The following is a 24,756-nucleotide window of genomic DNA, read 5'->3' as shown; positions in this document are numbered from 1 at the left end:
CCATGCCGAAGGCAAGTGAAGTCATGACGCGCGCAAGCGTCCTGCTGTTGGACGAAGACAATGTTCGCTGGCCGCTTTCCGAGCTTGCCGACTGCATCAACGATGCGGTCAAAGCCATCGTCCTAGCCAAGCCCTCGGCATCAGCAAAGACGGCACAGTTTTTCCTCGAGCAAGGCACCTATCAGAAGATCCCTGAAACGCTCGACAACGTCACGCCGCTCCAGCTCCTCGGCGTGAACCGAAACATTATCGACACAGTGAAGAACCTCGGCGGTAGGGCCATTCGCACCGCGGCGCGCGCCATGCTCGATTCACACGAGCCGAACTGGCACAATCCCGCCTATGTCCCTTTTGCCAAGGAAGTGCGCCAGGTCATTTTCGACGAGAATGTGCCGCTGGAGTTCTCCTGCTATCCCGGCAATGACGGCCATGGTGTCGTCGAGATCGCGATTTCGTATCTCCCCCCGAAGGTGGCGCCGACCCCGAACAAGGACGTCGAAAAGCTCGAGGCGTGGGACGTAGAGATCGGCATTCCCGAACCCTACACCGTGCCGTTGATCGATTATGTGCTGTTCAAGGCTTTCTCCAAGGATGACATCGCGGGCGATCCGACCAAGGCGATGACGCACTACCAGACCTTCGCCACCGCCCTTGGCATCAAGGTGCAGGGCGAGGCCGCCTCCAATCCGAACAGGAGGCGGTGATGCGCGACATCGACGACATGCTGCCCTACGTCCTGCCATACGTGCCGAATTGCGCCGACCTGACCGCGTACCGCTGCATCCGCGAGGCTGCGCGCGAGGTTTGCGAGAAAGCCGATATCTGGCGCGAGAAAGACACGATCGAAATCACCGATATCGATGGTGAGTGCCTGAGTACGTTCGGCGATGCCGAGATTAAGAAAATTCAGGCCGCCAAGCTCAATGGCGTCCCCCTCACCCCGCAGTCCGCGGCATGGCTCGACGAAAACCATCCGGGCTGGGACGCCGACAATGAGAACGAAGCACCGGCGCGGTTCATAACTCAGATCGCGCCTGGCAAAATCATGGTCGCGCCCCGCGCCACTGGCACCCTTTCCGTTCGTCTCGTCCTGAAACCTTCGCTGCGCGCCATGACGCTCCCCGATTTCATGCTCGAGAAGTATGCAACGGAAATCGGCAAGGGCGTGGCCGGGTTGGCGCTGATGTTGCCGAACGACGACGGCGGCCCGAATCCTGCCATGGCGACCGCTCTGCTCACAGAATTCAACCAGTTCCTTGATCGTCTGCCCATGATCGCGGCCAAAGGCCAGCAGGGCGCACGCCCGAGAACGAAAGCGAGCTTTTACTGATGCCAGCAAGCACATACGCCGCAAACGCCATCCTCAATCACTTCCTGCGCGGAGTAGCTGCTGTCTCTCCGGCGCGGCTCTATGTTTCGCTACACACCGCCGACCCGGGCAACAATGGAGCGTCGGAGGTGGCTACCGTGGCATGGCCAGCATATACGCGCCTCGACGCGGCGCTGGGAGGCGCTGTGGCGACGGGGTTCACCGCAGCAGCCGGGAAAGCGTGCACCAATGCCAAGGAATTGCTCTACCCGCCGCACAACGGGGTTAATCCGGTCATAGTGACCCATTTTGCGATATGGACTGATCCGATCGCTGGCGAAATGGTGTTTCAAGGAGGTTTGACCGCGCCGAAGACGCTCAATCCGACCGACGAATGCATCATCCATGCCAACGATCTCAACATTGCGGTGACGTGATGGACAGTCGCGGCACGACTAACGGAGCAGAGGTGAACGCCTTCACGATCAATGAAGGCAATTTCCTCGTTTCCCTACCGGGGACGGCACCGACCACAATTGCTCCTACACTCTCTCTCACCCGACGCATCGCAGCACGCTGTTCCGCTATCGCAGCGGTATCGGGTGCGAGTCTTTTGACCGCGCGCAGGCGGGCGGTTGCCGCTTCGATTGCGACTGTGACGAGTTCCGTATCCCTCGTCCGCCGCGCTGCCCCAACGGCTGCTGTAACGGTCGCCGTCAGCGCGGGCACCCGGCTCGTTCGTCGCATTACTGCATTGTCGGCGACCACTATCTCTATCAAGGGCGATGTATATTTGTCATGGCGGTATCTGCGACGCGCCACACCCAACAGGGTCATGACGGTTCAGCCGGTTCGTGCGCTCGTCGTCGCCCCCGAGCTGCGCCGCATCATAGTGCCACGGGACATCTCAGCAATGCGCCCGCCTCGATATAGGGGAGCAATGCCATGACCGATGTGATGGTGAAGAAACCGGCAGACGTGCTCGACTATGACATCGATTTCGCACGGTGGCTGCCCTCTCCGGATCGCCTGTCCGGAGCAGCAACGACGATCGCAAATTCTTCCGCTGCTGTCGATCGCACCGAGTACACCGACACCAACGCAAAGGTTTGGATATCGGGAGGCACGCTGGGCGAAACTGCCAACGTGACGGTGACCGTAACGACACAAGAAGGACGGACCAAACAGTTCGTCTTTAATCTCAAGATCAAGGAGTGCCACTGATGGCCGTTAAACTTGCCAACAACGCGGTATCGACACTTGCGGCCTCCATAACCGATGCGGCCACGGCGCTTTCTGTCCAAGTTGCTGATGCTGGAAAGTTCCCTGTGCTTGATGCTGGCGATTGGCATCCCGCAACGATTATCGACGCGGCTGGAAACATGGAAATAGTCCGAGTTACGGCGCGAGCGGCCAATGCCTTGACAATCGTTAGAGCGCAGGAGGGCACAACCGCCAAGGCGTTCGCGGCGGGCTCGCGGATCGACGTGCGTGTTACAGCGGGCGTTGTCACCAAAGCCGCCCTCGGCCTCGGAAATGCGGACAACACTTCGGACGCTATGAAACCCATCAGCGCACCACAGAAAGCGGCCTTAGACGCACGGGTTACGTGGATCGCCGCTGGTCAGCCTCTTCCCACAGAAAACATCGGGCCAATCTGGCACGAAACCTACAACTCGCTCATGACTTGGCAGTCGTTCTCGGCCAATGGTGCAGCACTCAATGGCTATGCCAGTGTTGATATCGGGAGGCCGGTTCACGACCGTGTTTTGCGAACCGGATACCTCAAAGCGAACGGCGCAGATATCCAAAAGACCGCCTATTCTGCCCTGTTCAATTGGGCGCGGCACAATGGTTTGATTGTCCCGGTCGGCTCGTGGTCCTCCGGCCCGTTCGTGTTTCAGGATAATGGCGACGGCAACTTTCGCATTCCTGACCTGCGGGGTGAATTTTTCCGATCAGCGGATGATGGGCGCGGTGTCGATAGTGGCCGCGCGCATGGTTCTTGGCAGGCGCACATGACCGCGTCGCACTCACACGGCGTGAACGACCCCGGCCACAACCACGGCGTCAACGACCCCGGGCACGTCCACGGCGGCGTACAGAATGGCCAATCAAGTACCGGACGCTCCACCGCTACAGACCAACCGCCCGCCGTTTACTCCTTCGGGAATACTTGGGGAGCGGCGACTGGTATCTGGCTTAGCGGCAGCGGGACAGGCATCAGCATTCAGGCTGCCGGCGGCGTCGAGACGCGCCCGCGTAACACTGCCTTCGTAGCTTGCATCAAGTTTTAGGATTTGCCATGACAGTCGAAACGAACATTCCAACGATCTACAATTTCGATGCCGAAACGGGGGAATTTCTGTTCCCATCGGTTGCAGACCCTGATCCTCTCGTTGAAGATCGTTTCCTTTTTCCCGTAAACTCCACACTGATCCCGCCACCGGCAGAACAGCCCGGTTTCGTGCGGCGCTTCATCGACGGGAATTGGGGCTACTCCTCTGTCAACGACACGGGCACCCCGCCCATTGAGGAACCAGTTGTGACCGTCGCAATGGTAGACGCCGAGCGAGATCTGCGGATTGCCTCTGGGTTCGGCTTCGGCGGCCAAGTCTATCAAACGCGACCGGATGACAGAGAGAATATTGCGGGCGCTGCTACTGCCGCCCTGGCCGCGATTGTGAACGGCGCGCAACCCGGTGACTATCGTTGGCACGGCGGTGACAGCGATTTCGTTTGGATTGCTGCGGATAACACAACGCACCTGCTCGATGCACAATCGACCTTCGCTATGGGGCAAGCTGCAATGGCCCACAAACAAGCTCATATCTTTGCAGCTCGCGTGTTGAAGGACATGACCCCGATCCCGGCGGACTACGCTGCGAACCCAGCCTACTGGCCGTAAGGATTTGCCATGCCGGCCATCAACATTTCAGCTTTCATCGGGGAGCGGCCACTAATTCTCCCGCGGCTTCTACCTGAAACGGCGGCGCAGGAGGCCGTAAACGCGCGCCTCGATGATGGCGGGCTAACTCCGATCCGAAAATCGCTGAAAACTGGCGAAATGGCGGATGCAGGAGCCGTCACGATCTACCGCCACAATGGCGACTGGCTATCATGGCCAGTGATTATCAATGCGGCACCCGGGCCGGTGGCGCAGGAGCGGCTTTACTATACGGGTGACGGCGCACCGAAGATGCGCATTGGAAGCGAGGTTCTCAATCTGGCTATCCCGCGACCGGCCGGCGCGTTGACTGCTGCTATTTCAGGATCTGGAACCGGGGACACCCAAAGCCGAACCTATGTTTACACATTTGTGACGGATTTCGGTGAAGAGACGGCCCCATCCCCAGCATCGGCGATCATCGATTGGAAGCCAGGACAAAACGTCACTCTTTCCGGCTTCTCTATGCCCGTCGCCGGCCGCCACATCACCAAGCAACGCATTTATCGGAGCCAGACAGGCTCGAGTGGCACTTATCTCTATTTCATTGCAGAACGGCCAGCCTCGGCAGCAAATTTCGTGGACAACATCGCCGTGGACGCGTTTCAAGAGGCCCTGCCCTCTGCTGGGTGGGATGAGCCCCCCGCTGGTCTTACCGGCCTGACAGTGATGCCAAATGGTATGATGGCCGCGTTTGTTGGCCGCAGTGTCTATTTCTGCGAGCCGTGGCGCCCACACGTCTGGCCTGAAAGGTACATCTTAAATTGCGATAGCGACGTCGTTGCGTTGGGGTCGATCGGAAGCGTGCTCGTCGTTATGACGAAAGCCAACCCCTATCTCATGACTGGCAGTCACCCCGATTCGATGCAGTCTCAAAAGCTCGAGGCGAATTTCCCATGCATTAATGCCCGGGGCGTCGTCGATCTTGGATTCGCGATTTGCTATCCAACCAACGACGGCTTGATAGCAGTCGGTGGAGACGGGTCTGTTAATCTCGTCACCCGAGAACTGTTCCGCCCCCATGACTGGCTCAAGCTATCTCCAGCAACAGCGATCGGCGCGCAATATTCCGGCGCGTATGCGATGTTCTACGACACGGAAGAAGACGGTCAACGTGAGGCGGGATGCCTGTTTGTGACCGTTGGGGCAACACCCTTTCTAATTCGATCGGCGGAAATAACCGCGGCTTGCTATTTCGATGTGGCTGGCTCGGCATTGTATTTTACTCGACCGGGCGACACCAATATATACAGGTTTGATCCGCCCGACGGCCCGCCGGAAACAATGATTTGGCGTTCCAAGGAATGGTGGCTGCCACGGCCGATGAACTTCGGGGCGGTCCTTGTAGACAAGGGTAGTCTCAGGATTACCGATGACACTGCGGCTATCCAGGCTGAGGTCCAGCGCATCGAAGCCGAAAACGCCTTAATATTTGCGTCTGGTAAGCTCGAATCCGCTTTGAACGACAGCGCTGTCAACGCCTACCCGGTCAACGGAGACGCTTTGCGTACGCTGCCTGAGTACCTGAACGTTTCTGTCGGCGTGTTCGGTGATGGCAAACTTGTCCGCGTCATCAACAAGACGGACGTAGTTGAACGGCTTCCCGCCAAGAGCATGGCGCGGGTCTGGGAAATTGCAGTCTCTTCAAACGTGCCCATCAGCCGGATTGCTGTTGCTTCTTCGGTCGACGAGTTGAGGACCTTGGCATGAATAATGAGCAGCTTGAAAAGCTCGAGGTGTTGGACGGTTCGCGCCGGGGTAATCGGGACAAGGCCGCAGTCAGACTTGAGGATGTGCGCGAGCTGCTTCAGATCGGCAGGAAACTCCGATCAAAGCAGCTCACCGCGGCTCCAACGATGGCGGATTTTAACGCCCTTCAAAAAGACCTTGAGGATATCTCCAATCGCTTGAACGGTGTCGCCACGGCGATCCAGAAACGGCTCATTCGTTGAAAGAGGTCGTTTACAGCCCTACAGACGAGATGCTTACCTGGGCGAGCGACCGCGGCGGCATCAAGTTCCGCGACGACGCCGCGGCGATCGGGCTTCGATCTGATCAGGGACTGCACGGCGTCATCGTCTTCGACAGCTTCACCACGACCGGCTGCTGGGTTTCCGTCGTTTCCGATGGCGGCCGAAAGTGGATCACGCGGGAACTCATCATCAAGGTATTCGCCTACCCATTCATCCAGCTCGGCTATCCCCGCCTCAATTCGTTCGTCTCGGTCAATAATGCCGATGCGATCCGCTTCAACGAGCATTTCGGGTTCCAGCGGGAGGGGATTTTGCGTGAGGCTGGTGAACAGGGTGAGGATTTGATCGTCTACGGCATGCTCCGGCGCGAATGCCGCTGGCTGCCGGAACGCTTCGCTGGAAAAACAGGCAAGCCCGCGCTATAAGAACTCATTGCGCATGAGTGCACTTCCCTGATCGAAGAGGCACATCCATGGGCAAAGGCAGCTCCTCCGCACCGGCTCCCGATCCGCAGATCGGCGCAGCGGCACTTAAACAGGCAGAAACGGGCGAAGCGTGGCTGAGTTTTGCCAGAGATGCATTTGCGATCTCGCAGGACCGTCAGAAAGAACTCGACGATCTCACCAACAAGGTGACGCAGCAACAGCTCGGGCTCGCCACTGATCAGGCGAAGTGGGCGCGGGAGGATCGGGACCGATACAACTCGGTCTATAAGCCGATCGAAGACGATTTCATAAAAGAGGCGACCAACTATGCGACCGAGGAGCGGCAAACCGAGGCAGCAGCCGAGGCGCGCGCCGACGTCCAGACCGCCGCGGCCAATAACCGAGCCGCAACGGAGCGTGCAAACGCCTCCATGGGCGTGACACCGGGCAGCGGGCGCTTTGCCGGGGTGCAGGCAGCATCCGATCTCGGGACGACGCTGGCGGAGGCTGGTGCGGCCAATACGTCGCGGCAGGCTGTCCGCGATAAGGGCCTTGCCCTGAAAGCGGATGTCGCCAACCTCGGCAAAGGTTTGCCGGCACAGGCCGCGGCTGGTGCCGGCGGCAGCGTCGCCGCGAGCGGTACCGCGCTAGGCGGCGCTCAGGGCACAAATAGCCAGGCATTGGCGGCATCGACGATCATGAACGCCGGTTACGGTGGAGCGATGCAGGGATACGCAGGCCAAGCCAGCACGTTGAACCAGCAGTATGGCCTGCAGCTCGAGGGCTGGAAAGCACAACAAGAGCTGAAGGCAAAGAACGCCGCTGGCATCGGCAGCTTCTTGGGCGGCGTTGGCGGACTGATCTTCTCCGATGAAGAGCTGAAGGAAAATAAGGAGGAGATTGGCGAGGGCGAAGCGCTTGATGCCCTCAACTCTATGCCGGTTGAAGAATGGGACTACAAGGAAGGTGTGGCCGATGAAGGCCGCCACGTCGGCACCTATGCGCAGGACTTCCAGCGCGCCACCGGCAAGGGGGACGGCAAGACGATCCCGGTTCAAGACGCCATTGGCATCACCATGAAGGCGGTGCAGGACCTCGATAAGAAGCTCGACGCGACGATCGACGCCATTGGCCTCGGTGGAGTTGAGCCCGCCGCGCGCAAAGCGTCGGTACCATCCGTCAAACGCAAACCCGTAAAGGAGTGATGGCATGCTGGGAATTGGACTTGGCGGATTCATGGAAGGCTTCAACAAGTCGCAGGACATGCTCCAGAAGCGCGACGAGGCGAGACGGAAACAGGTTTTGGCCGACCGTCAGAGCAAGGAATACGACCGCCTCACAGCGCAGCGCGACGCGATCGACAATATCAACGCGGACGCCAAGGCGACTTTCGATGCGCAGGTTTCGGCTGGGACACAGAAGCCGGAGAATTTCGACACGTTCTGGAGCAATTATGCTCTTCCCAAGCTGAAAAACACCTATCTCCTCAACGGTGACATCGAGAGCGCGAACAAAGTTCAGGAATGGGGCGATCAGGAAGACACGAAGAAGGGAGCGAAGCTTTTTGCTGGCGCGCTGGTTAAGGCGCAGACCGGAGACGTTGATGGTGCGCTCTCTGACGTCATGCAGGCTGGAAAACTCAAAGGTTACATCAACAATGGCTACGAAGTCCTTGGACATGAAGCAATATTGGGTCAGGACGGAGCGCAGCAGGGGTATCGTATCAAGCTCAAGACCCCCGATGGCAAGGATATCCAGCAGGATGTTCGGACGCAGGACCTTCCGAAAATCATTGCCACCTTTGGCAACCCTCAGGCCGCATGGGAGAGCCAGGTAGCGGCGCGAGCACAGGCCGATAAGGACAAAAAGGAACTCGAGACGTACGAGCAGAAAAAGAAAATTGACCGCCAATATGGTGTCGGCCCGACCAAAGATCGCGGAGCAGCTATCACCGCTCTCCGCAAGCGGTTCGATGGCGGCCTCGCTGGCGATGAGGCAAAGTTCGACGATCTGCCGCGGGAGCAGCAGGAAAAGCTCATCAACGACGAGCTTGAGCTTGTGCAAGGCCAACCGGGTCTTGGCGGCCAAGGCTCTCCAGCGCCAGCTCCAGCGGAAAAGAAAGTCCTTGTCGACACCAACATCGGCAAGCCGGTATCATCCGGTGGAAAGCCGGTCGCTGCCGAGAAACCGCAGACTACGGCAGCTCCTGCGGCGACGTCCGCCCCATCAGCTGAGAAGCGCATCCCCGGGGTGCCGGAACGCGCCCAGGCGGGCGTTCGTCGTCGGATGGAGGATCTGCAACGCGCGGCAGCTCAAGCCGAAGCACCTGGCATCACTGCGCGGGAATCGGCCGCAGCTCCCGCTGACGTCATCGCGCAAGCCGACGAGGCTATCCGGAGCGGCGCTAAGATTTACGACGTTGCCATGGGATTACAGGAAGCCGGCGTTCCTGAATCGGAATGGCCCGCCTCATTGAAGCAGGCCATTGCCAAACAGCGCGGTGTCGTCGGACTTGGTGACTGACGCCTATCGATAGACCGGATCGGCCAGCCTTTCGCGCAGCGCCGATCCGAGAGCCCTATTCCCGATCAACACACCATCCTCCCGCTTCGCGGCGTTGTTCGTGCGCGTCTTGATTGAGCGCTTGAGCGTTTCGGCCTTGATCGGGAACCCGGCATGCACCTTTACGGCATTGAATGCCTTGATGCCGTCCAGCGCCTCGCTCGCGGCCTCCTTATCGCCCGCCATTGTCGCCATGGCCCATTTGTTTATGAGCCTCTGTCGCTTCTGCTTTACCCGGGTTTCGGCGTTCTTCAGCGCGCTGTTGCGGTCCCATGTCTCAGAGATTTTCGCCGGGGTGAAGCCCATGGCCTGCGCGACGATGTCCGTTGCGTCGATCTGATCCGCTGGCAGGATTTGATCCTTGCCGATCGTCGCAAGCCCATCCTGCGAGTAGCGGTAGGCTTTCATCAGGTCTCGCACCGCCTTAGGCGCCATCATTTCGACGCCGCGGGCGATATCGCCGTCGTCCGTCATCACCTTGAAGCCGGTGTAAAGTTGCTCGCCAAGGCTGACGGTCGCGCCGAGGCTCTGCGAGAGCCAGTATTGGAACTCGGCCTTGCCCTGCAACTCGCGCGTCGGCGACCGGAACCACAAGTCCGGCATACCGATACGAGACGACAGGTCGATACCGAGATAGTGACCGGGCACGCCGTTGAGAACAACGCCGCCCAGCTGGGGCCCGAGGATGTCCACCACGTCCGCCTTGAACTGATCTTCGAACGCCATGGGGTCATCATCATCACCGAACAGTGCGCCGGCGATCATCATGGCCACGCTGAACCCCATCGTGCCGGTGACACCCGCCATAGCGGCCATCATGCCCATGACGCCTGCGAGCTGGTAGCGCGCCTCGCGGCGAGCCTGCGGCGTCTCGCCCTTGAAGGACTGATGGATGTCCCTGATGACGCGATACAGCATGTTGATGTTGTGCTGGCGGAAGACGAGAGCGACTTTTGCAAAGTCGTTCTGCAACACCGCAGGCCGCGAGCTGTTGGAATAGTCGAAATGCGTCTTCCACGTCAGGTCGTGGGCCGTGTCGATCGCTTCCGACATGTTCTGCCCTGCCTCGCGGGCCATGCGGTAGGCCGCGAGTGCCGTTACTTCGCGGTTCCAGACCTCGGCGCGGTGGAACGCCCACGAAATCTTTTCCATGACCTTGGCGCGCAGGGGCGTGTATTCCACGCCCGTCTCTCCGACGCCAGCCAGATCGTGGCTCTGCGTCCGGTCGATCAGGCCGGATTCGTAGAACGCTTCCATTGCTCGCTGTTCATCGCTGGTGAGCCGGTCACTGATGACGGAGCCCTTACCCGCTACGGAATCGGCAGAAGCCTTACCGAGTGCTACAGCTGCCTGCTTGAACCCGCCGAACTTGGCCGCCAGGACTGGTAGGCCCAGCATGACAGTTTGCGTCATATTCACCAATGCTGCACCGGGCGACGCAGCCAGGTACCAGACGAAGGCGGTGCTGGTCATGGTCTGCGCCACCTTGCTGCCGGTCGGGTTCATCACCCAGCCGTGCCGCTTGGAAAGCTCATTCGCCAGCGTCATGGCCTTGGTCTGATCATCCGCTTCCTTCGCCTGATCCACGGTCTTGTTCACCAGCTCCTGCAGCTCAAGGCCGTATTTCAGGCGGGCCATCTGGTGAGCGGCATGGAACATATGCGACGAGAAGACACGCAGCGCGTCCTTGCTGTAACCCGCTGTGCCTTTTCGGTGGATGAACCGCTTGCGGGTAGACAGGTCCGGCATCGACTCGAGGTAACGCTGCCATATCTGATCCATCACGTCGCCACCGATATTGGCGCCGCCTAGGATTTCCTCGATTTCTGCAACGATACGCGGGTCCATGGCCTTTCGCATGTCGCTGCCGGCCTCCATCACGCCCACCTCGATCTTGCCAGCCGGGTATTCGTCCCGTATCTCACGTGCCATGCGATCACGCTCGGCAACGGTCTCATGCTTCGAGAAACTGAGAACGGCTCCGTCAACGTCACGCACCGTCACGAAATAGCGGCCGAAACGACCTAGCGGGAAATATGGTGGCTGCACCCGGCTTGCTTCGAAGGCGACGCGCATCCGCGTCAACCTCGCTTTGGCCGCCCAACGCGATTTCGTGGTCTCGGCCTTGTATGCGCTGGTGGCGTCTTCTTCGGCGTTCTTCTTGTCGAGGCCGGTCAGTCCGACGTCCTTGATGCGCTGCATGGTCCGCTTATACCGGTCCTCGGCGTTTTGCTGCGCGATTTCCTGCGCCTTCCGGACGTTGTCGAGCAGGATATCGTCGAGCTGCTCGGCCTGCTCGCGATAGGCGTCACGGACGTTTTGGAAAAGCTCCCTGCCCTTCGGTGGCAACGCCATGTACCGTTTCCGGAGATGGTCATAGCCTGCCTTCGCGCGGCTCTCTTCATCGACTTGAGAAGGGTCGATCCCCGCCAGCGTGGCGTCGTGCATCAGGTCGGCTAGGACCTGCGCCTTTGCTTTGTCCTTACCGGCAAAGCCCAACCGGGTGTATTTGAGCCACTCCTGCGCCACCGCGTCAGCCTCGGCGTGCTTGGTGCCCCTGAAAGCGTCCATAAGCCGCTTGACGCGCAGATAGTCACCCACCGCGGTCATGTTCGACCGGGCCAGTTCGCTGAAATAGTTCAACGGAATAGTTTTCAGGAGGGCGGGCTGTAAGTCGGTTAGCTTGCCGCTCAGTTCCTCGACGATGCGGGACTGTGTTACTCGCTCGAAGCGTCGGGGCTCGCGCTCGGCCCGGCGCTCTTTTCCCTGATAATTTGGCGAGCCTGCTTCAGATAGCCCTGCCGGTCCGGATCGCGGGCGGGCCACTGGCTCACCGATGCGTGCCAGTCCTTCCACTTCTGCAACGTGTCGAACGTCGCGGGCGGGTCGCCGTGAAATCCCCTGATCGGTGCTGCCTGCTGTGCCATCGCTGATCTGTCCCTTGAGCGCGACCGCCAATTTATCGAGCTTGGCCTCCAAGCCCTCGATGGCGGAAGTATCATACTGTGTGTTGGTGGAAATGTCGATAATCCCGGCCTTTTCGGCCAGAAGCGCCGGGGCGCTGCTATAGGCGGCGTTGCCCGTCTCCACATCGACGGCACCTTGCGCGACCAAAGGCCTGATGAAGGCGTCGACCTGCTCGAGCGCGGCTGCCATGGCGCTGCGCCATGTCGCGACGGTCGCGTTCGGATCGGATGCAGGCCTTGCGATCGCTTCTGCCTCTGGCGTGAGGGCTGCCCTCATCTGCATACCGTTGTTGCCAAAGGCCCATACCGAGTGAAGTCCAGGCATTGCGAGCATGGAGATGTCGGCGACGCTCAGATGCGTGTTGCTCGGGTGATTGTGGAACACCACCATGCGGCGGTCGGGGTTCATCAAAGCGCCGTGCAGCTTGTTGTTGATCCCCGTGGCGTCCTTCTTCTTCGCGGTACCGAATTCGACGACGCTGCCGTCGTCATCCACGGCCATGAGGTATTCGTGGCCGTTCTTGCCGAAACGGGCGATGGTATCCTTCGCCCACTGGAAGATGGCAGTGCTTGCCGGTGCGGCCGGGATGCCGACGGTCTGCAGGTCGTTCGAAAGAGCGACCACGACCGGGTCGGGCCGCTTGTTGGCGATCGGCGCGTCCACCTCGCCCGCTTCGACCTTAACCGCTGGTTTCGCGGCTTTCGGCTGGGGCTTGAGCGCGTCCAGCAGCCGGCGGTGCCGCGCCGAGGTGTCCGCCAGCTCCTGCGCGCCTTCCCATACGCCTATCTGCTTCTGCAGGGCGGGTATCTGCCCCTTGATCTCCCTGATCCGCTCCTTGTCTATTGCAGGCTGGTTAGCCAGGCGCTTCACCGTATTGGCGATGCGCTGCGCAAGGCCTGCGGCATCGACGTCAGACGCATCATCGACCGGAACATAATGTTCGCGGCTGCCCTCAATCGTCACATTGAACGCCCTGCCATAGCCCTGCGGATCAATCCCGATCTTAAAGCCAGCATATTCGCCGATCTGGCCGACACCTTCTTTGTCGATCAGCTCCTTGCGCATCGCGGCAACGATGGCAGCACCGAAATCCTTGCGCTTGTCGAACGCCTCGCCGTTAATGGTACCGGAAAACTCCTCCGGCGCATTCCGCGCCATCTCCGCATCGGCTTCCACCGCCGGCAGAGCGCGCTGGAGGCTTTCTGTTTCGGCCTCGAGCGACCTGATTTTGCCCTTGATGCGGTGCTGCTCTCTGTCATGTTCGACGGACTGGCCCTCGAGCTGGCGGAGTTTTCGGCGCGTGTCCATCTCCTCAAGGATCAGCGGGTTGCCCGACGCCGCCGCCTTCATCTCGGCCGCATTGGCGGCTTCACCGGCAATGTCCTCGATCTCGCGGGTTTTCATATCGCCCTTGCGCATCTGCTGGATGAAGCGAGCCTTGGCCTCGATCGTCTGCCACTGGCGCGCGTCGAGCGTGTTCTTTGTGGCATAACGGAGGATTTCGATCTCAAAACCCTCTGGATCAGCGGCATACAGTTCATTGCCCTGTCTGATACCACGCCCGTCGCGCTGCTCGAGGTCGGACGGCCGCCACGGCGCGTCAAGGTGATGGAGCGCAACGAGGCGGTTCTGAACGTTGGTACCGGCACCCATTTTGGCAGTCGAGCCGAACAGGAAGCGGACGCGGCCGGAACGGACCTTGCCAAACAGCTCCTCTTTCTGCGCCTCGGTGTTGGCGTCATGGATGAACGCGATCTCGTTTTCCGGAATGCCTCGGTCAATGAGTTTCTGTTTCAGGTCATCATAGACGGAGAACGTGCTTTCCGGTGCCAGCAGTTCGTCGGGCGAAAGCTTGTCCAGCGCCTCGATCGCTGCCTCATCGCCGTTATCGGCCTTTTCCATAAGATCACGAAGGCGAGCAGCTTCAGCCGCCTGTGCCTTCTTCGGGGTGGACAGATCGATGAACACGAGCTGGGTGCCCCGCTGATCCGAGGACGCTTTGTAGATCCGCGTCATCTCGTTCGCGGCCCTGTGCACCTTGGATTTGGAGTGATCGGGATAGCTCGGATCGATCAGGCGCATGTCGAGCGCAGCCTTACGCGCGTCCGACATGACCTTGAGCATGTTATCCTTGCCCTTTTCTGCCTTCTTGGGCAGGTTCTCGGCACGCCATACAAGCGAGCCCTGCGGGAATACGAGATTGCCCGCCTCGTCGGCCTGTCCCTCGCCGATGAATGCCGCCTGATCCGGAGAGCGCTCAACGACGACATTGGTGGGCTTGCCGCCTTTGACCTTCGGGAGCGGGAATTTCTTGCCCTGCGCTGCGAGCTGAGCCTTGATGTCGTCATTGGTGATGACGTCGGCAAAGCTACGGTACCGTTGCATAAGTTCGGGCACGTTGACGAACTTCGCGAACCGGCTGTTGAGCTTGTACTGACCTGATGGCGACAGTTCCCAATCCGTCACGACCTCGCCGAACACGCGGGCCCAGGCATCAAAGTGGGACACACCCATGGCCCTCAGCGCCTTCTCGTCGAGATAGCGCTGGACGGTGAACATTTCCGCCATAGTGTTGGAGAGTGGCGTGCCGGTGAGGAATACCAGGTTGTTGCCGCCGGTCTTTTCAAGGACGAAACGTGACTTCATGTAGAGGTCGGCTGCCTTGGCACTTCCGGCCATGTTGCCGAGGCCTGCCACGCGCTGCATCGAGGTCGAATAGGCAAGGTTCTTGAACTCGTGCGCCTCGTCGACATAGAGCGCGTCTACGCCCAGCTCGTCGAACGTGAGCCCGTCATCCTTGCGTCCGGAATCGAGCAGGCGTTCCATCTTGGCCTTGAGATTGTCGCGCCATTTCGTGAGCTGCGCGACGTTCCGGCTCTTTTGCCCGGTTTCGCGACGCACCTCCGCCAGCGATTCCTCAAGATCGTCCATCTGCTGCTGGATGAACTTCGCCTCATAGTTCGGATCAATGCCGATACGGCCGAAAGAGGAATGCGCGACAATCACCGCGTCCCAATCACCGGTGGCGATGCGGGCAAAGAGGCGCTTGCGGCGATCCTTCTCGAAATCCTGTTTCGTCGCTGCCAGCACCTTGGCGCCGGGGTAGAGCCGCACGAAATCAGCGGCCCACTGACCAACGAGATGGTTCGGAACGACAAGCATGGGCTTGCGCGCTTGCCCGGTGCGCCGCTTCTCCATAACCGATGCAATGGCGGCGAAGGTCTTGCCCGCGCCAACGGTATGATCGGCAAGAGCGGTACCGCTCTGCAACGTGCGCCAGATAAAGTTTTTCTGGCTCGGGCGAAGCTCGATGATGTCATCGCCTACCTTGCCCGGGAGAGTAAGGTGCGACCCGTCAAACTGCTGGATCACGTCGGTATTGAACGTGTTGTTATAGAGCCTCGCCAGCTCGTCGCGGCGCTTGTCATCCTGCCAGAGCCACTTGCGCCACTCCGATTTGACGCGTTCAACCTTCTCATTCGCCGCATCCGTTGCCGCCTGATTGACCACGGATTTGCCATCGGTGGTGCGGTCATGGATGGTGATGGTCTGACCATTAAGCGCGGCACTCAATACGGTGTCCACGCCTGCCCTGTCGGTTCCCCACTGCACCTGCGCCGCCGGCGTGACCTGCGGGACGGTGATGGCCCATTTCGCATTGGCAGCGGAATAGAACGCCCGCGGCTTTACCGCACCCTGACCGATGTGGCTGACAAAGTCCTCGACGTGGTTTGCCGGCAGCCATGGCGCACCTGGCTTCACATCGATGTCGATCGCTTCAATGTCGGCCGGGATGACGTCGCGCAGCGCGTTGACGTTGCGCCGAAACTCTGTGTCATGCTCGGCGGCGCGCTCTGCCTCGGCCAACTTCTGTTTGACGTTGCCGGAGAGATACTGATCGGCGGTCTCATACGCCCCTGTCGGCGTCTTGAACACCAGCTGGCCCAACTCATCGACGATCGCGTCCACCGGCTTGCCGTAGAGCTGCGACATGGCCTCGAGGTTGATGCGGCCATAGTCGTTCAGAACCGTGGCAAGCGCGTCCTTGGCGCTGGAGGCGCTGGTCGGGCGGCGATATGGCTGCTGGGTACGACGGGAGAATATTGCGGCCTTCTCAGCCGTTGCCGCACGGGCCTTCTCGCCCGTTTTCTTCGCCATGGCGGCACTCAGGCCCTTATCGAACGACTGCTCGAGCGCGCTGATCTGCGGCCATGTCGGATCGTCACGGAACAGGCGCTTGTTTGCGTCGGAATTGATGGGACCGTGAGACTTTACAAAGCCATCGTAGAGATTGTTCAACCGGTTTCGGAGGTTTTCAATCTGCTGATCGCTTGCCGTTTCGCTGATCTGTGCGCGCCGCAGCTTAGCAAAGGCATCACGGACACGGATCATGCCAGAGACGCGCTCCTTGGCCGTTTCGTTCGGGAACGCAACCGCCTGCGAGGTGGGCTGGCCGATATGGTCCGCGGTACGCAGATGGATTGAGCCATCCGGGGCGGCGAACATGGTGCCAACCTGTACATCATGGACGGTTTCCGGCAAGGTGACAGTTTCTGTCGCCCTCACCGGGCCCGTATCGCCCATGATGTCCTGCGGCAGCTTCTCGATCGCCTTCGCCAATTCCGCCGGCGTGTCCTGTCCGCCTCGAGCGATCAAGGCCGGCTCGTTCGGTCCATACATAGAACCATAGCCACCGAAATCACCCAGCATCATGTCCGGATTGTTCGCGAAATACTTGTTGAGCGGCACCACGTTGCCGTCTTTGCCGCGATAGTCCACGACCTCGAGCCAATCGTTCGACTTCGGCGCGGTGCCGTTTTCGCGGCGCTGCAAGATGACGATGTCGGTCGTGACCTCGGTACCGGCGTTTTTGAGGAACGCATTGTTCGGCAATCGGATCGCGCCGATGAAATCGGCCTTCTGCTGGATCATGTTGCGCGCCGCGGCGGACTGGCCGTCGAGGAAGCGATTGGTAACGACCATCGCCAGCACGCCGCCCGGGCGCAGCGTCTCAATGGCCTTGGCGAAGAAGAAGTTATGGATGGATAGCTTGTTGAGGTGCGTCCGCTCCCGGTCGTAGAGCTTTTCCGAACCGAACGGCGGATTGCCAATCGCCAGATCGAAGTAGGAATCGGGCACGGTCAGCTTCTCGAAGCCGATCGGAGCCTGAATATTGGCGTTGGGGTAAAGGTTCTTGGCAATCGTGCCGGTGATGCGATCCAATTCAACACCGGTGACACGAGACGCAACGCGCAAATCGCCTGGCATCAGGCCAAGGAAGTTTCCCGCTCCAACGGAAGGCTCGAGTATCTGGCCGCCCTTAAAGCCGAGACGCTGCGCAATCGCCCAAGCCGCATCGACGATCTCCGGCGAGGTGTAATGAGCGTTGCGTGTCGAGGATTCGGCAGCGCTATATTCTTCTTTGGTCAGCAGTTCCTTGAGCTGCGCGGCTTCTTTCTCCCAGCCCTTCGTCACGCTGCCGTCTTCACGGGGGAACGCGGCGCGAAGGCCACCCCAGCCCACCCACTTGGCGAGAACCGCCTGTTCGTCGCGCGTGGCAGGCCTGTTCTCCTGCTCGAGCTGCTTCACGACTTCGATTGCGGCCACGTTGGAGCGGAACTTGGCCTTCTGGCCGCCCTCGCCCAAGCCGTCGGCATCGGTAATGATGTAATCTACTGGCCGTTGCTGCGCAGGCACCGCAGCGGATTGGACTTTTTCGCCGGCCGGTGCTACATTGTTTTTGCCGGTCCTTTGGCCCCATCCGGCATCCAAAGGTTTCTGAGAGGCGGTGCCTGGACTAGCGCCTCTACCGGCAAATTCCCCTCCCCACAGTTCGCTGAGCGTCGCATCGCTCTTTGTCGCGCGCTTGTTCCCTGCCTCGAATGCGGTCAGGAGCCAAGTCTTGGCAACGCCGTCAAAATCGAGACGAACGCCGGCCTGCCCCTTTCCGTCACGAAGCTGGATACGCCGAGGCGTCGACAAGTCCTCGTCGACATGCAGCCCGTTTATGAAACCTTGCAGGTCATTCAGCGCTTCGGGATGCCAAGCGATCAGTTTCGCCAAGCCCGCGCCGTTGTGCTGGTTCGTACCGGGCTTACCCCACACCAGATCAATCGGGCCAACTTCGGGATGAGAAAGGGCCGCGATCGCGTCGCCGGACTGACGGCGCTCAAGCTCGAGCGCGGCCTCGCGCCACTTGCCCTCATAGCCGCGGAGGATCGGCCCGAACGGGCCTTCTTCTACCTGATCTCGACGGTTCTCTGTCCGCTGCGCGCCGCGCTCATCAGATCCTGCGACGTCTGGCTCGGTGCCCCGGTCTGCTGGCTGCCTTCCGGTGGCAGCAAGAGATAGTTTTCCCTGACCATCTGCCACGCCTCGTCCGGCTGGAACCCGCTCTGCTCGAGCTGGTCGGCTTCCAGATACGTCTGCTCCGCTGCTGTCTTCAACGCCTCGTCCAGCGTCCCGGCCGCTTTCAGCTCCCTGTACCGGTTCGGAAGAAACTCCTTCCAGTGCTGGCGCCCCAGCTCGATCCAGTTGTTCAGGTTCATTGGTCGCTCCGGTGAAGTTGTTGACGTCGGCCGCTTCGACCTCTGCCGCGCTCGACATGCCGTCGAATGCCGTGGCGCGAGGATCGTACTTCACCCCCATATACCACGATTTGAGGTAAGGGCGCGCCCCTTCGCCAAGGTCCGCCAGCATTGCCGAAGCATATGCAGCGAAGGTGCGCGCGCCTTTCTCGATGTGATAGCCGGCAAGAGTGATACCGGCCTGCAGCAGCTCGGGATCGATGCCGCTGTTCAGCGTATTGCCCGAAAGCTTCTTCCGAAGCAACTCACGGGCTTTCGCCGCAGCGTCATCGGTGAAAATGGTGTTGGCGCTGACAGCAGGCTTGGCCTTGGATGCCTCAGACTTCCGTTTCCCCTGCGCATGTTGTGGCTCGGCCTTGGCCTTAGCTGGTGCTGGTGCCGTTTCCTGTTGTCTCGCCGCGCGGGCTTCTGCATCGCGCTTCATGTCCTCGAGCGAAACGGTAAATTCCTTGCGGATGGCCTCCGCCAGCTCCTTGCCACGAAGCACGATGCGCTTGTTGCCGTCATCCTTCTCGAGCGTGACGGTTACTGTCGGTCCCTTGCGGGTCTCGATCATATACCGATTGCCACCCGCACCGCCCTCACCCCAGCGCTGCTGGATCAGATCGAGCAGCTGCTTGTTGCTGACGTTGGCCTTGACGGCGTCGGCGATGGGTGTGTCGCCGCCATTCACTTGGGCAATGCGGCCAAGCGCATCAGAAATGGCGTCGGCGTCGCTGCCCCAAACATCAGTCCAAGGATGCTCGCTCGGGTCAGGCTCGGTGCCCTTCCCGCTCTGTACAGCTGGCGTGGTGCGGCTGCGCTCCAAAATCTCGAAGCGCTTACCCCGCTGCACGACTTCATGGGTTTTGCCCATGTCATTCTTGGCGATGTAGCCGTCTGCCTTGTCTTGCGACGCAAACCATTTCGGCGCGAAGGGTTCGGCAGTCTTTCCGGATTTCAGCCAGGTCTTGAAGTCGCCGAGCGTGGTCTGGCTGATATCGCCCAGGCCCTTCCAGTCTGCGGTATAGTTTTCGAGATAGGCGGCTCGGGCCTGCGCCTCGTTGTCGAACCCCGCCATGACCTTGTGTTCATCAAAACGACCGCGGGCCGGGTCCTTCTGATCAACAACGAAGATGGGCGAGGAATCGTCGAGCGTCTCGGTACCGGGTCGCACGAACACATCGATATGATCCTTGTCACGGCCAACGGTGCCGCGGATGTAGCCGTAATGGCTCTTCATATCGACCGCCCAAGCCTTGCCCGACGAGAAGACGCCCTTGCGCTGCGAGCCTGCCGGGTTCTCGATCGAGATATCGAGGCCGCCCAGCTTCAACCGGCCCACCTTGTAGTTTCCTGCCTCCTTCTGCGCTGCCGTGGGTTCGGGCAGATCATTCGTCGGGGACGTGGCGGCCTCGTTGGCTGCCGCCTCCGTCGTCGTCACATCCTCACCGGCCAGCGTAGCAACATCGTCCACCGCTGCGCGCTGCGCGTCGCGCACATCCAGCAGCTTCTTCTTGATGCCAGGCGTCATGTTCTGCCAAGCCATGCGCTCGGAGCGTTTCACACCGGCCTGCTCGAGAACGCGCTTTCGGTCCTGTGCCGTCAGATCGACGTCCCACCACGACGCACCGTCGTCGGCAGGCTGCACCAGCGGTTCACCCGCCTCCTTGGCCAATGCCGCCTGTCGCTGTTTCAGAAGCCGGTCATTGACGGCATGCATCTTGACCGGAAGCTTGGACTTGGCCTCCTTAGCCGCACGCTCGGCGCGGTACCGGTAATCATCGGCCATAGACGCCAGATCGGCGATCTTGATGCCGAAGGCATCGGCAAGGCGCTTTCGCTCTGCCGGCAAGACATTGTCGATATCGACCTGAGACGTGCCCCCCAGCCGCTTGGCCATGATCTGCTCGCGTGCAAGGTCATAGAGGGCGGCATGGTTTTCGTCTGGCAACACCACGGTCTTATCGCCGATCTTTCGGCTGTTAGGGCCAGCATCGCCTATTTCGCGCTCAACCGGGGGATTGCGCTCGAGGTCCTGCGCCTCGACCTGCGCGATGGTGAGGCTGCTGACCTTCAGAGCTGTCGTTGGCACCTGAAACGGATTGCCCTTGTCGTCAACAACAAGCGCCTCATTGCCATCGGCCTCATACCGCTCGATGCGAGCCGGGAACCTACCCACTTCGGGGCTATCGACGATGACGCGATGACCCGGCTGTGGCCTCGTCGGCCGCTTGTCGGTCGCTGCCATATCTTCGCTACGCGGTGGCATCTCGGAGGTTGTTTCGCTCGACATCGGCGCAAGCGGCTCGAGCGCGGGATCTGCGGACAGCTCAGGCATGCCGTCGTCAGCCTTTTCGGGGAAACGGTAGTCCCCGACGGGCGGCGCAATCTCGGTTATATTCGCGAGCGGCACCTGAAACATTTCGCCGCTGCTGGAATCGACGATAACGGCTTCATCGCCCTCATATCCCTCAACCGTCCCCATGAACGGCTCGATGCCTTCCGCCTCGACACGCACTGTGGACTTGGCGGCAGGCCGGCCATCGACTGGTGCGCCAGCGTTCGCCGCCTCGGCTCGTTCGGTACCGCGTTGCTGGCCGTGATCAGCAGCTCGGCGCAGCGGTCCGCGGTTGTCAGGTTCTGGTGCGGGCTCGGTTGGCGTCGGTGCAGCGTCGGCATGACCGCCTGCAGGACGGGCCAAGCCGCCAGCACCGCCCATGCCGCCGCCCATGGCGCCACCGGCTGCAATACCAGAAGCCACGGATTCGCCGAGACCTTCGGTCAGCTCCTGATCCGGGTTGACGCGGCGCATGGCTGCGTTCTCGGCGATGGTCTGGCCTGCGCTCTGTGGCGCTTCTTCAAACAGACCTTCGGCCACAGCGCCACGCGCTGCGCCAGTGGCAACGCGACGAGCGACACCCCCCTCAACACCCTCGGCGATGATCTTCGCCAACGCGCGATCGCCCATACCGCCGAACGCGCCGGTTACGACGCCGGCGGTGATGAGCGCCTGTGTCTGCGCGTCACTGCTGACAGCATCGATAGCCTGTTGCTCCGACATGCCGCTCTCGACGAGCTGCTTCACCGCATCGGATTGCACGAGCTGGTCACGCGGTAGTTCGGCAATCTTCTGCCGCACTGAGTTCGCTGCGTCAGCGCCACCCAGCAAGCCTTCGGTTATGCCGCCTGCCAGAGTGGCCGTCTTCGCCGCGGTTGCGGCGGCCACCTCCCTCGATGCGCCACCTGCCAGCGTGGTGACGAACGCTCCACGGGCAATAATGCCGGATGGCAGCATGCTAGCGACGGTGGATGGGCCGCTCTCGGCGATGACGCCGAGATAGCTACGCGGATCAGCCCATGCCGGACCCAGCGTCTTGTTCTCCTCGTCCCACCATTTCTTGTCGCGCGCTGCCTCACCTTCGGGTGAAAGCGTGGCGTTCTCGCGGTCAATGCTCTCCTGCCGCTTCTCCGCAACCGTGGTGCCGCTACCCATCCAACGGTCAATGCCGTCGAGGGCGTCGTTGATGTACGATCCACCCGGGATTTTGTTCAGCAGCAGATTACCAAGATTGTCGAGCGACTGGCTGGTGTTTGCCGCTCCAGCACCCCAACGGCGCACCAAGTCGCCGGCGGTGCCAGATGAACGGTTTTCCGCGTCCCATTGCTGCTGCCATGTGGCGAGCTGGCTTTCTGGAACCTCCTGATATCGCCCTGGGCTTTTAGCCTCGAGGCCTGCCAACTGTCCGGCGACCGCCTCATTGTTCGCGTTCACCTCTCCGGTGATGCGCTGACGCTCCGCCTCGGCCGCGGCCTGCGTTTCTGCCGCGCGCTTGGCCTCGGCCGCATTCGCTGCGTCCTGCTCGAGCGGGTTCACCGTGCCGGAATACATGCCGAACGGATCATTTGCCTTAAAGTTCTCGTCCGCCACGATGCCCTTGGATTTGGCAGGCTGGCCCGGGTTCGCTGCGACATCCTGGAACCATGCCGGGGCTTTGCTGAGATTGCGGTTGGTCCTGTCGTGCATGAACCACGGCGTGCCCTTGCCGGTCTGATCCTTCATATCGACATGCAGCATGTCGGGGCTGCTGGTATAGGTGATGAACCGACGCGCACCACGCGCATAAAGCTCCCTGACGAGCTGGCCGCGCTCGGCCTCGCTCATGCCTTTCATGGAGATATCGGAAGCCGTCCCCGTGGAATGCTCGCCCGGTCCACCAGCCTTGGCGGCCTCGACGCGATGCGACGGTGAGCGATAGCCTGAATTGATCGTGAAATCGCGACCCATCGCCTTCGACGTCTCGGAAAGGATCGAGGCGAACTGTGGAGCGATCTTGTCCTGACCGGCATGAACGAAGTTCAACTTGCCGCCGGTGCCAAGCGGCGCGTCTTCCGGCTCGCGGACGAGACGGGCAAGCCCCTTACCGTTCGGATTAGGAACCTTTGTGCCCTTCCCTTCATCGCCCTGGAGAAGATCGCGGAACTGGCCTTTGGGTCCGTAGAGGCCCAGATCATCCTTTTCGGCGACGAATGCCGTAGCGTCGGGAGCAGCGACCTTCTTCTCGCCCTTCGAATTGTAATAGATATGCTGACCGATGCGCGTCGTTTCAGGCATCGCGCCGGCCCAACTCGGGTTAACTGACGTTGCGTGATAGTGGTCAGCGCCTCCGGTCGGGTCGGGCCCGTCGCTGGTCAGCACATTGCGAAGGATGCCCTCGGCACGAGCGCGCATGGCAGGATCGCGCATCGCCTCAACGGTTTTTGCGCCGGGTGAGGAGTAGCCGGTGAACTGATCCGGCTCGCGCACGACGTCGCCGATGGACTTGCCGCGGATGTTCGAACGATTGCGGATTACATGAGCCACGCCGGCCATGCCATCATCGCCCTCGCCTGCGGCCTCGGCAATGACGGTGTTTACTGTGTCGTCCCAATCGCGCTGAGACATGCCTGCTGGCAATGAGCTGGATGTATCGGTCGTTGGGGAAAGCCCCGGCGCTTCGCCGCCATAGAGGTTGAGGGGGTCATTCCACTCGGAATTGTCGCCGAGACCGATAACGATGGGCATGCGTGGGCTCCTAATCGAGAGCCGCACTCATGCGCGGGCGTGATGTTCTGTTTATAGTTTGATCCGAATCGGATTGGAAGGCGATTTGGGGGGGGCAGGAATGGCCGAAACGAATATATCTCGCAAAGCTCAAGGAGCGGGAAAGAAGTTGCTCGGCTTCGGCCTGTTGACGATCTTATGGCTTGCCGCCTCTGGATACCTGGTCTGGCATAGCAAGGCTTCTATGACTGGATCAGAATGCCTAAGCTCAATACCGTGTCTTGATCCAAATGAATGGGGTGATTTGCTCGCAGGCTTATTTGCGCCGATCGCGTTCCTCTGGCTGGTCGCCACGGTTTGGATTCAGTCTGACGAACTGCGACTACAGCGTGAAGAGCTCGCCCTTACACGCCTTGAAATGGAACACACCAGAGAGGTTTTGAAGGAGCAGGCCGAAGAATCGCGGAAGCAAGCGGAGTTCGTCGGGACACAAACCGACATTCTAAAGCGAAGTCAGATCGACGAGCAGCTGCGCGCGTTTCTGTCAGTCTTTCAGCATTGGGTACTTCACAACTTCAACAAGATGGCGACGGTTGAACAATATCAGGGCCTAGTCCGCACAGACCAAGGCTATCTCACCAGCAGAACACCGGTAGATCCGGTAGGATTTTTCATCGAGGTCTGCGGAAGAATAGATGACGCTCTTGAGGACAAAGAAAATTCCCCAGATAAAAAAATCTGGGGCCTCTTTGCCGAGCAAACCAACCATCAGCGACAACATCTGCCTTCTTACCTGCAGAAAGTTGCATCCTACCAGGGCAGCGTAAGCCCCGCACTCGAGATGGTCATCTCTACAACCAATGTGAGAGTTTTAGGGGACCGCCTGTTTGAAGTAATGAATGCGTAAGATTGTCTCACGACCCCTTTTATGGTGTGACAAAATTCGGTCTGACGGGAGGATCG

At 60.3% G+C, this 24,756-nt stretch carries 13 protein-coding genes; 12 read left to right on the top strand and 1 reads right to left on the bottom strand.

Annotated elements, in window-relative coordinates; translation table 11 throughout:
* The first annotated feature begins 2 nt into the window (after nt 1-2).
* The 11 genes from FS804_RS02375 to FS804_RS02325 all read left to right on the top strand — a co-directional run bounded on the left by FS804_RS02375 (nt 3) and on the right by FS804_RS02325 (nt 9,177).
* The gene (locus FS804_RS02375; protein ID WP_144574350.1) at nt 3-704 is read left to right on the top strand and encodes a DUF6682 family protein; all 702 of its coding nucleotides are present in this window, start codon (nt 3-5) and stop codon (nt 702-704) included.
* Nucleotides 704-1,330: a hypothetical protein gene (locus tag FS804_RS02370; RefSeq protein ID WP_144574348.1), complete on the top strand. Its 627-nt coding sequence runs from the start codon at nt 704-706 to the stop codon at nt 1,328-1,330. Before FS804_RS02375 ends, FS804_RS02370 begins: the two co-directional genes overlap by 1 nt.
* Nucleotides 1,330-1,746 (top strand): hypothetical protein, encoded by a 417-nt coding sequence (locus tag FS804_RS02365; protein WP_144574346.1) that lies wholly within the window; start codon nt 1,330-1,332, stop codon nt 1,744-1,746. The genes FS804_RS02370 and FS804_RS02365 overlap by 1 nt, the downstream gene beginning before the upstream one ends.
* Nucleotides 1,747-2,254: 508 nt before the next feature.
* The gene (locus tag FS804_RS02360; RefSeq protein WP_210244446.1) at nt 2,255-2,533 is read left to right on the top strand and encodes a hypothetical protein; all 279 of its coding nucleotides are present in this window, start codon (nt 2,255-2,257) and stop codon (nt 2,531-2,533) included.
* Nucleotides 2,533-3,606 (top strand): phage tail protein, encoded by a 1,074-nt coding sequence (locus tag FS804_RS02355; protein WP_144574345.1) that lies wholly within the window; start codon nt 2,533-2,535, stop codon nt 3,604-3,606. Before FS804_RS02360 ends, FS804_RS02355 begins: the two co-directional genes overlap by 1 nt.
* An 8-nt stretch (nt 3,607-3,614) precedes the next feature.
* Nucleotides 3,615-4,217 (top strand): DUF4376 domain-containing protein, encoded by a 603-nt coding sequence (locus tag FS804_RS02350; protein WP_144574343.1) that lies wholly within the window; start codon nt 3,615-3,617, stop codon nt 4,215-4,217.
* A gap of 9 nt (nt 4,218-4,226) precedes the next feature.
* The gene (locus FS804_RS02345) at nt 4,227-5,966 is read left to right on the top strand and encodes a hypothetical protein (protein WP_144574341.1); all 1,740 of its coding nucleotides are present in this window, start codon (nt 4,227-4,229) and stop codon (nt 5,964-5,966) included.
* Nucleotides 5,963-6,208: a hypothetical protein gene (locus tag FS804_RS02340; RefSeq protein ID WP_144574339.1), complete on the top strand. Its 246-nt coding sequence runs from the start codon at nt 5,963-5,965 to the stop codon at nt 6,206-6,208. Before FS804_RS02345 ends, FS804_RS02340 begins: the two co-directional genes overlap by 4 nt.
* Entirely contained in the window at nt 6,205-6,654 is a 450-nt protein-coding gene (locus FS804_RS02335; protein ID WP_144574337.1) for a GNAT family N-acetyltransferase, read from the top strand. The genes FS804_RS02340 and FS804_RS02335 overlap by 4 nt, the downstream gene beginning before the upstream one ends.
* A gap of 47 nt (nt 6,655-6,701) precedes the next feature.
* Nucleotides 6,702-7,859 (top strand): tail fiber domain-containing protein, encoded by a 1,158-nt coding sequence (locus FS804_RS02330; RefSeq protein WP_144574335.1) that lies wholly within the window; start codon nt 6,702-6,704, stop codon nt 7,857-7,859.
* A 4-nt stretch (nt 7,860-7,863) separates the two neighbouring features.
* Entirely contained in the window at nt 7,864-9,177 is a 1,314-nt protein-coding gene (locus FS804_RS02325; RefSeq protein WP_144574333.1) for a hypothetical protein, read from the top strand.
* A 3-nt stretch (nt 9,178-9,180) separates the two neighbouring features.
* Here FS804_RS02325 and FS804_RS25080 read toward each other — a convergent pair whose 3' ends face one another.
* Nucleotides 9,181-23,814 (bottom strand): PLxRFG domain-containing protein, encoded by a 14,634-nt coding sequence (locus tag FS804_RS25080; RefSeq protein WP_144574331.1) that lies wholly within the window; start codon nt 23,812-23,814, stop codon nt 9,181-9,183.
* Between the two features lie 100 nt (nt 23,815-23,914).
* Between FS804_RS25080 and FS804_RS02315 the strand changes: the two genes are divergently transcribed.
* A complete protein-coding gene (locus FS804_RS02315) occupies nt 23,915-24,700 on the top strand; it encodes a hypothetical protein (protein WP_144574329.1) in 786 nt (261 codons plus the stop codon).
* Nucleotides 24,701-24,756: the final 56 nt, after the last annotated feature.

Origin of the sequence: Agrobacterium sp. DE0009 (assembly GCF_007680755.1) — a bacterium.
GTDB classification, from domain to species: domain Bacteria; phylum Pseudomonadota; class Alphaproteobacteria; order Rhizobiales; family Rhizobiaceae; genus Agrobacterium; species Agrobacterium tumefaciens_B.
Note: the sequence above shows the minus strand (reverse complement) of the source record. Positions and strands in the feature narration are given on the sequence as shown.

Coding starts and splice junctions, on each gene's coding strand:
- FS804_RS02325 (WP_144574333.1), top strand. CDS start 7,864: ATGCTGGGAATTGGACTTGGCGGATTCATGGAAGGCTTCAACAAGTCG.
- FS804_RS02360 (WP_210244446.1), top strand. CDS start 2,255: ATGACCGATGTGATGGTGAAGAAACCGGCAGACGTGCTCGACTATGAC.
- FS804_RS25080 (WP_144574331.1), bottom strand. CDS start 23,814: ATGCCCATCGTTATCGGTCTCGGCGACAATTCCGAGTGGAATGACCCC.
- FS804_RS02330 (WP_144574335.1), top strand. CDS start 6,702: ATGGGCAAAGGCAGCTCCTCCGCACCGGCTCCCGATCCGCAGATCGGC.
- FS804_RS02315 (WP_144574329.1), top strand. CDS start 23,915: ATGGCCGAAACGAATATATCTCGCAAAGCTCAAGGAGCGGGAAAGAAG.
- FS804_RS02345 (WP_144574341.1), top strand. CDS start 4,227: ATGCCGGCCATCAACATTTCAGCTTTCATCGGGGAGCGGCCACTAATT.
- FS804_RS02340 (WP_144574339.1), top strand. CDS start 5,963: ATGAATAATGAGCAGCTTGAAAAGCTCGAGGTGTTGGACGGTTCGCGC.
- FS804_RS02355 (WP_144574345.1), top strand. CDS start 2,533: ATGGCCGTTAAACTTGCCAACAACGCGGTATCGACACTTGCGGCCTCC.
- FS804_RS02365 (WP_144574346.1), top strand. CDS start 1,330: ATGCCAGCAAGCACATACGCCGCAAACGCCATCCTCAATCACTTCCTG.
- FS804_RS02370 (WP_144574348.1), top strand. CDS start 704: ATGCGCGACATCGACGACATGCTGCCCTACGTCCTGCCATACGTGCCG.
- FS804_RS02375 (WP_144574350.1), top strand. CDS start 3: ATGCCGAAGGCAAGTGAAGTCATGACGCGCGCAAGCGTCCTGCTGTTG.
- FS804_RS02350 (WP_144574343.1), top strand. CDS start 3,615: ATGACAGTCGAAACGAACATTCCAACGATCTACAATTTCGATGCCGAA.